Origin of the sequence: Enterobacter cloacae complex sp. IR5403 (genome assembly GCF_049238705.1) — a bacterium.
Taxonomy (GTDB): Bacteria; Pseudomonadota; Gammaproteobacteria; order Enterobacterales; family Enterobacteriaceae; genus Enterobacter; species Enterobacter hormaechei_C.
The window spans coordinates 57,728-69,521 of sequence record NZ_JBMKHP010000011.1 but is presented as its reverse complement, the minus strand read 5'-3'; the positions used below and the strand labels follow the sequence as shown (position 1 = coordinate 69,521).

Genomic DNA, 11,794 nt, shown 5'->3' with positions numbered 1-11,794 from the left:
CACCCGGCTTTTTTTTAACTCTCGATACCTTTACTGCGCAGGTAATCTTCGTAGTTGCCGGTGAAGTCCACCACGCGCTCTGGCGTAATTTCGATCACGCGGGTCGCCAGCGAGCTGACGAACTCACGGTCGTGAGAGACGAAGATCAGGGTGCCCTGATACATCTCCAGCGCCATGTTCAGCGACTCAATAGATTCCATATCCAGGTGGTTAGTCGGTTCGTCCATCACCAGAATATTCGGTTTTTCCATCATCAGCTTGCCGAACAGCATACGACCCTTTTCACCACCGGAGAGCACTTTGGCGGGCTTTTTGATGTCGTCCTGGCTGAACAGCAGACGCCCCAGAATGCTGCGTACCGCCTGCTCGTCGTCGCCTTCCTGCTTCCACTGGCTCATCCAGTCGAAGACGGTCAGATCGTTTTCGAACTCATATTCATGGTCCTGCGCGTAGTAACCAATCTGCGCGTTTTCAGACCATTTCACGGTACCGTTGTCCGGTTGCAGTTCACCCACCAGGGTTTTCAGCATAGTGGATTTACCCACGCCGTTGGCGCCGAGGATGGCAATCTTCTCGCCCACTTCCAGCAGCAGGTTGAAGTTTTTGAACAGCGGGCCTTCATCGAAGCCTTTGGTGAGGGCTTCCACTTCCAGCGCGTTACGGAACAGCTTCTTGTCCTGCTCGAAGCGGATGAACGGGTTCTGACGGCTGGAGGCTTTAACCTCTTCCAGCTTGATTTTATCGATCTGACGGGCACGCGACGTTGCCTGGCGCGATTTAGAGGCGTTGGCGCTGAAGCGGCTGACGAAGGATTGCAGGTCCGCAATCTGCGCTTTCTTCTTGGCGTTATCCGCCAGCAGACGTTCACGCGCCTGGGTTGCCGCCGTCATGTACTCATCGTAGTTGCCCGGATAAACGCGCAGCTCGCCGTAGTCCAGATCCGCCATGTGGGTACACACCATGTTCAGGAAGTGACGGTCGTGCGAGATGATGATCATGGTGCTGTCGCGATCGTTCAGCGTCTGCTCCAGCCAGCGGATGGTGTCGATGTCCAGGTTGTTCGTCGGTTCGTCGAGCAGCAGGATGTCCGGGTTAGAGAACAGCGCCTGCGCCAGCAGCACACGCAGCTTCCAGCCTGGCGCGACTTCGCTCATCGGGCCGTAGTGCTGTTCAACCGGAATACCGACGCCCAGCAGCAGTTCGCCCGCACGCGCTTCCGCAGAGTAGCCGTCCATTTCGCCGTATTGCGTTTCCAGGTCGGCCACTTTGTAACCGTCTTCTTCGCTCATCTCAGCGAGACCGTAGATACGATCGCGCTCCTGCTTCACTTCCCACAGCTCCGCGTGCCCCATGATCACGGTGTCGAGCACGGTGAACTCTTCAAAGGCGAACTGATCCTGACGCAGCTTACCGATGCGCTCGTTAGGGTCGAGCGACACGTTACCGAGCGTTGGCTCCAGGTCACCGCCGAGGATCTTCATAAAGGTGGATTTTCCGCTACCGTTGGCACCAATCAGGCCGTAACGGTTGCCGCCGCCAAATTTGACGGAAATGTTTTCGAACAGCGGCTTACTGCCAAACTGCATAGTGACGTTGCTGGTAACTAACACGGAGAGATTCCTGCGAAAAGTGTGATAAACGCGGCATTATGCCACAATTCCGAATTGAGATCCCGTGTTGCGGTAATCCACTAAACTTTAACAAAATCGAAAAAAATGTGATTTCGTACACATCTGAATTCCCAGTTAATGGGAATGCACATATAATGCGCTCCCATTACCGATTCAGACTTATCAACTCATCGCCAGAATGGCTTAGATACCTCGCATAACATGAACATGAAATTAACAACGCTTTTTGCGGCGGCGTTAGCCGTAGTAGGTTTTTGTAAGACCGCGTCTGCGGTGACGTATCCCCTGCCGACAGACGGAAGCCGTCTGGTGGGTGAAAACCAGGTGGTGACGGTGCCGGAAGGTAACACGCAGCCGCTGGAATACTTCGCGGCGCAGTATCAGCTCGGCCTGTCTAACATGCTGGAAGCGAACCCGGGCGTTGACCCGTATCTGCCGAAAGCGGGTACCGTACTCAACATTCCACAGCAGCTGATCCTGCCGGATACCGTGCACGAAGGTATCGTGATTAACAGCGCCGAAATGCGTTTGTATTACTACCCTAAAGGCACCAACACCGTGATCGTGCTGCCTATCGGTATCGGTCAGCTGGGTAAAGACACCCCGCTGAACTGGACCACCAAAGTGGAGCGTAAGAAAGCGGGCCCAACCTGGACGCCGACCGCCAAAATGCACGCTGAGTACATTGCTGCCGGCGAACCGCTGCCGGCCGTTGTGCCTGCTGGCCCGGATAACCCGATGGGTCTGTACGCGCTGTACATTGGTCGTCTGTATGCCATCCACGGTACAAACGCCAACTTCGGTATCGGCCTGCGCGTAAGCCACGGCTGCGTGCGTCTGCGTAATGAAGACATCAAATTCCTGTTCGATAACGTGCCGGTCGGTACGCGCGTGCAGTTCATTAACGAACCGGTGAAAGCGACGTCAGAGCCGGACGGCAGCCGTTACATTGAAGTGCATAACCCGCTGTCCACCAGCGAAGATCAGATCAACAACAACGAAATCGTACCGATTAAGCTGACCAGCGCGGTGCAGTCCGTTACCTCTCAGGCGGATGTTGACACGACCATCGTTGACCAGGCGATTCAGAACCGTTCCGGTATGCCGGTGCGTCTGAACTAATCGTGAGTATTAAAAAAGCGGGCCGCGAGGCCCGCTTTTTTTTATCCGTTATTCACGATAACGATGCCGCCATGGTCATAGCGATAGTGACAATGGGCGTACTCCAGCGGCGTACCATCTTCCAGATAGATCACCTGCTCTACCTCCAGCACCGGGTCGGTTGGCTCGCAGACAAGGTGCTGCATATCCAGCGCACTGGGCTTCAGCGCCCGCACCACCCGATACGATCCCATGATCTTCAGCCCCAGCGTCTCCTGCACATAGCGAAATACCGAACTTTCAAGATGGGTTTTGTTCAGGCCGGGGACCAGATTGAGCGGCATTACCGTGGCGTCCAGAGACATCGGCTCACCGTTCAGTAAACGCAGACGGATAAAGTCATAGATCGGCGTATCCGGATTTATCATCAGCGATGCCTGCTCTTTCTCGTTCGGGAAGCGCAGTTCGAAGTGCACCACCTGGCTCGTCACCGTGCCTAAATGTTCCCAGGTTTTGGTCGCCCCGAAGTAGTCGCTGCCGGAGAGATCCCACTGGGAAAGCTGGAGGAAATTTTTGCGGATGAACGTGCCCTGCCCCTGTCGGGTGTAGACCAGCCCTTCTACGATCAGCTGACGTATTGCCTGCTGGATGGTCATCCGGCTGGTGCTAAACTCCGCCGCCAGCGCGAACTGGTCCGGCAGAGGTTCATTGGCGGCGTACTGCTGGGTAATAATACGTTTCTTGATTTCCCGCGCTATGGTGATGTACTTCGCCGCCATCGTCCTTCCTTACCGTTAGTTTTCTATCCCGCTGTTTTTCAACGCCACTCGCTCGGCAATCTTGAGGAAAGGCAGGTAGAAGAATACACCAAATACGATGATTGCCAACTGCACCACCACCGCCCGCCAGTCCCCCGCCGTCGCCAGCCAGGCGCTGAGGATCGGCGGGGTCGTCCACGGGATCATCACCACGCAGCGCGACATTAACCCCAGCGTGGTACAGAGCCACGCAAAGTAAATCCCGATAGCGGGCAGCAGCACGAACGGGATCATCAGCGGCAGGTTAAAGACTATCGGCAGGCCGAAAATCACCGGCTCGTTGATGTTAAACAGACCCGGCGCCAGCGACAGACGCGCCACCTGCTTCGCTGATTTCTGTCTTGAGAAGATGAAGATAGCGATCAGCAATGAGATAGTGCTGCCCGTCCCGCCCACCATGCCAAAGGTCGGCACAAAGATGTTGTTGATGATGTGCGGGATCGGCTGGCCGTTGGCGAAGGCCAGCATATTCTCATTGGTATTGATCAGCAGGAACGGCTCCAGCACCACGCTGTTGACCACCGACTGATGAATACCGAGCGTGAACAGGAAGTTACCGAAGCTGTAGATGAAGATCGTCCCGGGCAGGCTGGTGTTGATCAGCCGCAGCGGCTGCTGAATAAAGGTGGTAATAAGATGGATCAGATCCGTGTGCAGCACGTTCGCCAGTATAGCCGCCAGTACCGCAAACAGGGAGAGCGTGAGGATCGTCGGGATCAGCGCGGTAAAGGATTTGCTCACCGCTGGCGGTACGTTCTCCCCCAGCGAAATGTGCAGCGCCTTCAGCCGTGAAATGGCGATAAACAGCTCGGTTGAGAGCAGCCCAATCAGCACCCCGGCGAAAATCCCTGTGGAGCCAATATTGGCGAACGTCAGCACCTGGGTAACGTTTACCGTGGCGTCGCTGCCGACGGGGGTAATCTGTAAGCGCATCGGCATCATGATGATGAAACTGCTGACGGCGATAACCACTGCCGAGACCGGATTGTCGAAATCTTTGTTGCGCGCCAGCGACCAGGCAATCATCGGTGCCAGCAGCAGCGCGGCGATGTTCAGCGTGCCGTTGATGATCGCCTCGCCCCATACCTTAAACTGCGTGAGCGTGTCGCCCGCAAAAATCCACGGAAACACCACGTTATTCACCAGCACCGCCAGACCGGCAAGGATGAAAATCGGCATTACCGTGGCGAAGGCATCGCGCAGGGATCGCAGGTGCACCTGGTTTGCCAGGCGCGCCGAGAACTCTACAAATTTATCGACAAAAGACTGCATGTGCGGTGTTATTTTTGTTTCAGACATAGCGGAGTGTTCCCATCAATCAGTCACAAAAACGGCCCGGCAGCGTACGGCTTACATCTCGCGTCCGTTGGTATGGATAACCTGTTTTAACCACGCGTAGCTCTTCTTCGGCACGCGCTTCAGGTCTTTCAGGTCGTGATTTTCACGGTTGACGTAGACCACGCCGTAGCGCTTACGCATGTCGCCCTGGGAGCTGAGAATGTCAATCAACCCCCAGCCGAGGTAGCCAATGACCTCAGCCCCGTCCTCGAACATCGCCTCTTTCATGGCCTCGATATGCGCCCGGTGGTAGTCGATGCGGTAGGTGTCCTCAATCGGATTCACGCCATCCCAGGACTCAATCACCCCAATACCGTTTTCAATCGGGAATACCGGCATCCGCCAGTCGTTGGCGTAGCGGGTGATGATGGTGCGAAAGCCCAGCGGGTCGATCTGCCAGTTCCACTCGGTGGCCTTCAGGTACGGATTGTTTTTCTCGCCGTGCAGCAGGTAATAGTTCACCGGCGTGCCTTCCGGGATGGCATCGCTGTCCAGCGTTTTGCTGGCGTAGTAGCTGAAGGCCATAAAGTCGTTCTTCGTGCGCGCAAACAGCGCGAGATCGTCTGCGCGGTAGATATCACCGAAGCCTTCCTGCTCCACCACCGCCATCACCGCCGGGCTATAGCCCTGGCCCGCGAAGACGCGCAGCAGGTTCTGGTTGAGGAATTCGTCGTACTGCTGGGCGCAGAAGATATCGCGCGGTTTGCAGGTGGCCGGATAAATCAGCTGGTGCGCCAGCATGCCGCCCATCAGCTTGCCCGGCTTAGTCTGGTGCAGGTATTCGGTCAGTGTCATGTGCGCCACCATCGCATGGTGCTGAAGCTCATACAGCTCGCGCAGGGTTTGTTCACCTTTCATGTAACCGGAAATGCGGAACGCTTCCGGCATATGGAAAATGTTCTGCTCGTTGAAGGTCAGCCAGTACTTCACCCGGTCACCGAAGCAGTCGATCATCTTTTTGCCGTAGCGGATAAAGGCCTCCACCACGCGACGATCGTTAAATCCGTTGTACTCCTGCGCCAGCGCCAGCGGCATATCGAAGTGGTAGAGACAGACCATCGGCTCGATACCGCGGGCGAGCAGATCGTCAATAAAGCGGTCGTAAAACGCGATGCCTTCGTCGTTGAACTCGCCGTCACCCTGCGGGCAGACGCGGCTCCAGGAGATCTGGAAGCGGTAGCAGTTCATGCCCAGATCCTGCATCAGATCGAAATCTTCCCGGTAGCGGTGGTAGGAGTCGGTCGCCACTTTCCAGTCAGAGATGTTCTCCCCGGCTTCCCGAATGTCGTACACCGACATCCCCTTCCCGCCCTCATTCCATGCCCCTTCCGTCTGCATGCTGGATACCGAGTTGCCCCATAAAAAGTTGGCTGGCAGTGATTTGTTCATGGTCGCTCCCTATATGACTAGTCATTTAAATTTCATGACTAGTCATATAGGCGAAGATAAAATTTCGATCAAAGGTGTGGATCGTTTTTTGTGAGGTGGGTTGAAATAAAGACCAGAGTTAGTAGCCCCGGTAAGCGAAGCGCCACCGGGGAAAAGGAAGGTTACTGCTGCGCGAGCTGGCTACGACGGTATTCTCCCTGCCGCTCAAGCATCCAGCCCGGATATTCACGCGGCAGCGCGCTGACGGTATCCAGCTGTTTAAGCTCGTCTTCGCTTAAGCGGATCCCGGTGGCGGCAATATTATCGTCCAGCTGATCGACGCGTTTCGCACCAATAATGACACTGGTCACCGCTTTCTGGTGCAGCAGCCACGCCAGCGCGATTTGCGCCACGGAAACGCCTTTACTTTCGGCGATGATACGCATCACGTCCACGCAGTCGAAGGCGCGATCTTTATTCACCGGCGGGAAGTCGAACGCCAGGCGACGACTACCGGCCGCGCTCTGCCCGTCGCGATCGTATTTTCCGCTCAGCAGACCACCCGCCAGCGGGCTCCATACCATCAATCCAACGCCTTCGCTCTGCATCATCGGCACCAGTTCGCGCTCAAGATCGCGCCCGGCGATGGTGTAGTACGCCTGCAATGAGGCAAAACGCGCCAGCCCCAGACGCTCAGAGATGCCGAGCGCTTTGGCAATCTGCCATGCCGCCCAGTTCGAGACGCCGATATAGCGCACGTGACCGTGCTGCACAAGATTATCCAGCGCGTAAAGCGTCTCCTCGATGGGGGTAGCGGGGTCGAAACCGTGCAGCTGATAGAGATCGATATGATCCAGCTGCAAGCGACGCAGGCTCTCCTTCACGCCGCTGATGATGTGATAGCGCGAGCTACCGCGCGAGTTCACCCCCGCAGTGCCGGTTTCACCGAACACCTTGGTGGCAACGACCACATTTTCGCGCGGAATTTTCAGGTTCTTCAGCGCCTGCCCGGTGATCTCCTCCGAACGCCCTTCCGAGTAAACGTCGGCGGTGTCGATAAAGTTGATCCCGGCATCCAGCGCGCGGCCCACCAGCTGCTCGGCCTCGTTTTGCTGAAGCTGACCAATTTTGCCCCACATGCCGCCTTCACCGCCGAAGGTCATGGTGCCGAGGCAGAGTTCAGAAACAAACAGTCCGGTATTGCCCAGTTTTTGATAACGCATAACGCTTTCCTCGCATGTCGATTGGGTGTCTGTTAGTTATACCCGCCCCCCAGCCATCGCGAATGTGGCGTTCCTGTCCGTTTCTTGCCCAATCCTCTGAATCTATCCGCGCGGGGCGTCGCCAAAGACGCTGTAGTCTGGCAGCCGCACCTGCTGATACGGCTCCCAACCGCCGCCGAGGGCTTTGTAGAGCGCCACCAGGTCAAGCGCGCTCTGCACCTGCGCCTGCGCCCGCTGCTGTTCGGCCTGAGCGAGCTGGCGCTGGGCGTCCAGCACGTCAATAAAGCTGGCGATCCCCTGCCGATAGCTGTCGCTGGCGAGATCAAAAGCGTTTTGCAGCGCGTCGATAGTTTTCGCCAGGCCCGCTTCACGCTGCTGGTCGGTGCGATAGCTCACCAGCGCGTTTTCAACGTCGCCGAGCGCCGTCAGCACCGTCTGACGATAGTCCAGCACTGCCGCCCCCTGCTGCGCACGCGCCACCTTGACGCTGGAGACCAGCCGACCGCCCTGGAAAATCGGTATGGAAACCTGCGGGCCAAAGCTGTAGAAGTGGCTGCTCCAGTCGGTCAGCCAGTTAGATTCGCTGTTGCGCAGGCCAAACTGTCCGGAGAGGGTAAAGCTCGGGAACAGCTCTGCCACCGAGACGCCAATCTGCGCCGTGGCGGCGTGGAGATTCGCCTCCGCTTCGCGCACGTCCGGGCGACGGCGTGCGAGGGTGGACGGAATACCGGTCTGCACAATATCCGGCAGGGCAGGCATCGGCTGCACGGATTGCAGTTCGGCATCCAGCGCGCCCGGCGGCTTACCAAGGAGGATCGCCAGTCCGTTCATCGCCTGGCGTTCCTGCGCCTGATACTGCGGCAGCTGGGCTTCAAGATTGCCCAGCTGCGCCCGGGCATTTTCCACGTCTATCTGCGGCGACAGCCCGCCCCGCTGGCGGCTTTCGGTCAGATCCAGCGTCTGCTGCGCGCTTTCAATTTGCGTATTAAGCGTGGCAATGATGCTCTGCGCCCCACGCAGCTGTAGCCACGCCCGCGCCACTTCGGCTTCCAGCGAGACCAGCGCATCGTTACGCTGCTCGATCGCCGCCCGCTGCTGCGCCTCGGCCGCTTCTACCTGACGGCGCACCTTGCCCCACAGGTCGATTTCCCACTGGGCGTCGAAGCTGCCCTGATACAGGTTAATCGGCTGCGTCAGCGGGCCTAACGCGCCCCGCAGTTCAGGATCGACATTATTCAACTGGTCGTACACGCCGTGGGATTTCAGCTCCCCTTCCAGCCCAAGCTGCTGGCGCGTCGCCTGCACATTGCCATTCACCGACGGGAAAAACGCCCCGCCGGCCTGGTTAATCTGTTCGCGCGCGCCGGCGATGCGTAATACCGTTTGCTGTAGCGTCAGATTCCCGGCGATGGCGCGTTCAATCAGGCTGTCGAGCTGCGGCGAGCCGAAGGTTTTCCACCAGCGCGGGTTAGTGGCCGCGGAGGAAGTTTGCGATTTCACCGCGCTGTCGCCCTTATCGTTCCAGTGCGTGGTAGCGGGCGGTGCTGGCTGTTGGTAGTCCGGCCCGACGGCGCAGCCCACCAGCAGCATCATTATCATCAGAGGGTGTAAACGTCTGTGTATCATCAGTGTGCTCCTGCACTCCCCTCGCTCTTAACCGGCGAGAGCAACAAACAAAACGGAATCAGTAATAGGGCCACCGCGCTCAGAATGGTGAAGACGTCGATGTAGGCCAGAAAGCGCGACTGCTCGATCATCGTCTGGTACATCCGTCCGGTGGCAATGCCGGTCGGATCGCCCACCTGAGTGGTGAAGTTCTGGATCGCCTGGGCGCTTTCGCGAATCGCCAGCTGGAACTGCTCGTTAAACGGCGAAGCGTGGTAAGCCAGATGCGCGCTGTGCGCCTGCGAGCGCTCGGTGATCGCCGCCGTCGAGAGCGAAATCCCAATCGAGCCGGCCACGTTGCGGAACATGGTAAACAGCGCCGCCGCGTCGGCGTTAAGCCGCCTCGGGATCGAGATAAAGGCGATGGTGGTCAGCGGCACAAACAGGAACCCCAGCCCTATAGACTGGGCGCTGCGGAACAGCACCAGCGTTTCGAAATCGATATCCGGCGTCAGCGTGCGGGACCAGAAGAACGACACCGCCAGGCAGGTAAAGCCGAAGGCGATGATCCAGCGCGTCTGCACCACCGGCATCAGCTTCAGCACCAGCGGAATGGTCAGCACAATCAGCACCGCGCCGGGCGAGAGCACCAGCCCGGACCAGGTGGCGGTATAGCCCAAATCCTGCTGCGCCAGCTGCGGAATAACCACCGAACTGCCGTACAGGATCATCGCCATCCCCGCCATCAGCAGGCTGGAGATAGCAAAGTTGCGGTCCTTCATACAGTGCAGATCCACCACCGGCTTTCTGGCATACATCAGCCAGTAGATCGCGCCGATAATGCCGACCAGCGTCAGTACTGCGAAGGTGCGGATAAAGTTCGAATAGAACCAGTCATCATCTTCGCCCCGGTCGAGCATCACCTGCAAACAGCCAAGGCCGAGGGCGATCAGGCCGATCCCCGTCCAGTCGACGGTGAGCTTCTCTTCCGACTTTTTCTCCCACGGCGGATCTTCCAGCAGCTGATAGATAGCCAGCACCGTCACAATCCCTACCGGGATATTGATAAAGAACACCCAGCGCCAGGAGTAGTTATCGGTGATCCAGCCCCCCAGCGTAGGGCCGAGTACTGGCGCGACGATAATGGCAATGGATGAAAGGCCAAAGGCTTTACCCCTGTCCTCCGGCTTGAAGTAGTCAAGTAGCACCGACTGCTGGGTGGGCTGCAACCCGCCGCCAAAGAAGCCCTGCATCACGCGGAACAGGATGATTTGCCATAGCTCGGTGGCGATGCCGCACAGGAACGAGCAGATGGTGAACATCACAATGCAGATCAGGAAGAACTGCTTGCGGCCAAACAGACGGCTCAGAAAGGCCGAGATCGGCAGCACGATGCCGTTCGCCACCAGGTAGCTGGTGAGCACCCAGGTGGATTCGTCATAGCTGGCCGAGAGCGACCCCGCGACGTGGGGCAGCGCCACGTTGACGATAGTGGTGTCCAGAATTTCCATAAACACCGCCAGGGTGACCACAATCGCCACCGCCCACGGGTTACTGGCGGGCTTCCAGTTATCGTGGCTGTGATCCGTCATTCCACGGTGACCTTCGGTTCAACCGACAGCCCCAGCGGCAGCGGCTTGTTCGGATCCAGCCCTTTATCAATGACGATTTTCACCGGCACGCGCTGAACGATTTTCACAAAGTTACCGGTGGCGTTTTCCGACGGGAAGGCGGAGAAGCGCGAGCCGCTGCCCTGCTGGATGCTGTCGATATGGCCTTCCAGCTCCATATCCGGCCAGGCATCGACGGACACGGTCACTTTGTCGCCCGGCTTCATGCGCTCAAGCTGCGACTCCTTGAAGTTCGCCACCACCCACACGTTCGGGGAGACCAGCGAGAACAGCGCCGTGCCTGCCTGCACCAGCGTACCGGGCTGGACGTTGCGTTTGGTGACAAAACCGTCGAACGGGGCGCGGACTTCGGTATAAGAGAGGTTCAGGTTGGCGGTTTCCAGCTGCGCTCTGGCCTGATCGACCTGGCGTTCGCGCGCTTCGACGTTGGTCTCCTGCTGGCGAATTTGCAGCTGTACCTGCTCCGCCACTTCCAGCTGCGCCTGGGCGCTGGCAAGGCCAGCCTGGGCACTGCGCAGTTGGGCGTTCGCGGCATCGATACTTTGTTGCGTGGTCGCGCGCGGGTCAACGCCGCGCTGACGGCGGTACTCCGCCTGCGCGTTGGCCATATCCGCCTGGGCTTTAAGCACCTGCGCTTTGGCTTCATCGCGCTGGGCGGGATATTGCACCTTCGAGAGCGCCAGCTGCGCCTGCGCCTGATGCAGCTGCGCAACCGCCAGCCCAAGCTGGGCCTGAGCCTGATCGCGCTGGGCGGTGGTATCACGCGGATCGATCACCACCAGCACATCCCCTTTCTTCACGCGCTGGTTATCCCGCACGCGAAGTTCGGTAACGTAGCCTGCCGTTTTTGGGGCAATGGTTACTACGTCGCCGTCGGTGAAGGCGTCGTCGGTGGTCTCTTCGTTACGGGTTAAAAACCACCAGACCAGCGCCACGATCACCATCACGATGACCACAATGCCAAGGATAATTAACGGTTTTTTGCCCGGGCGCTTGCGCTCGTTATTGTTTTGATCCTGCTCGTCAGCAGGTGGGTTTTGATCTTCTGCCATAGTTCAGCAACGGTCCTGTCAGTGAGC

At 58.0% G+C, this 11,794-nt stretch carries 9 protein-coding genes; 1 reads left to right on the top strand and 8 read right to left on the bottom strand.

Features of this window, described 5'->3' with window-relative positions; genetic code table 11:
• Positions 1 to 14 precede the first annotated feature (14 nt).
• A complete protein-coding gene (locus tag ACOTW6_RS15560) occupies positions 15 to 1,610 on the bottom strand; it encodes an ABC-F family ATPase (RefSeq protein WP_003858434.1) in 1,596 nt (531 codons plus the stop codon).
• A 222-nt stretch (positions 1,611 to 1,832) separates the two neighbouring features.
• Between ACOTW6_RS15560 and ldtB the strand changes: the two genes are divergently transcribed.
• Positions 1,833 to 2,753 (top strand): L,D-transpeptidase, encoded by a 921-nt coding sequence (gene ldtB / locus ACOTW6_RS15555; RefSeq protein WP_003858435.1) that lies wholly within the window; start codon positions 1,833 to 1,835, stop codon positions 2,751 to 2,753.
• 41 nt (positions 2,754 to 2,794) lie between these two features.
• Here the strand turns inward: ldtB and ACOTW6_RS15550 are convergent, their stop codons facing one another.
• From ACOTW6_RS15550 to ACOTW6_RS15520, 7 genes are all read right to left on the bottom strand, one after another.
• Positions 2,795 to 3,511, bottom strand: coding sequence for a GntR family transcriptional regulator (locus ACOTW6_RS15550; RefSeq protein WP_213788862.1), 717 nt, complete (start codon positions 3,509 to 3,511; stop codon positions 2,795 to 2,797).
• Positions 3,512 to 3,526: 15 nt separating this feature from the next.
• Positions 3,527 to 4,849 (bottom strand): PTS sugar transporter subunit IIC, encoded by a 1,323-nt coding sequence (locus ACOTW6_RS15545; protein WP_062932143.1) that lies wholly within the window; start codon positions 4,847 to 4,849, stop codon positions 3,527 to 3,529.
• 51 nt (positions 4,850 to 4,900) lie between these two features.
• The gene (locus ACOTW6_RS15540; protein ID WP_213788863.1) at positions 4,901 to 6,277 is read right to left on the bottom strand and encodes a glycoside hydrolase family 1 protein; all 1,377 of its coding nucleotides are present in this window, start codon (positions 6,275 to 6,277) and stop codon (positions 4,901 to 4,903) included.
• Between the two features lie 161 nt (positions 6,278 to 6,438).
• Positions 6,439 to 7,479, bottom strand: coding sequence for an aldo/keto reductase (locus tag ACOTW6_RS15535; protein WP_032608906.1), 1,041 nt, complete (start codon positions 7,477 to 7,479; stop codon positions 6,439 to 6,441).
• Between the two features lie 102 nt (positions 7,480 to 7,581).
• The gene (locus ACOTW6_RS15530) at positions 7,582 to 9,105 is read right to left on the bottom strand and encodes an efflux transporter outer membrane subunit (protein WP_213788864.1); all 1,524 of its coding nucleotides are present in this window, start codon (positions 9,103 to 9,105) and stop codon (positions 7,582 to 7,584) included.
• Positions 9,105 to 10,676, bottom strand: coding sequence for a DHA2 family efflux MFS transporter permease subunit (locus tag ACOTW6_RS15525; protein WP_015571056.1), 1,572 nt, complete (start codon positions 10,674 to 10,676; stop codon positions 9,105 to 9,107). The genes ACOTW6_RS15530 and ACOTW6_RS15525 overlap by 1 nt, the downstream gene beginning before the upstream one ends.
• A complete protein-coding gene (locus ACOTW6_RS15520; protein ID WP_015571057.1) occupies positions 10,673 to 11,767 on the bottom strand; it encodes an HlyD family secretion protein in 1,095 nt (364 codons plus the stop codon). Before ACOTW6_RS15520 ends, ACOTW6_RS15525 begins: the two co-directional genes overlap by 4 nt.
• Positions 11,768 to 11,794 lie beyond the last annotated feature (27 nt).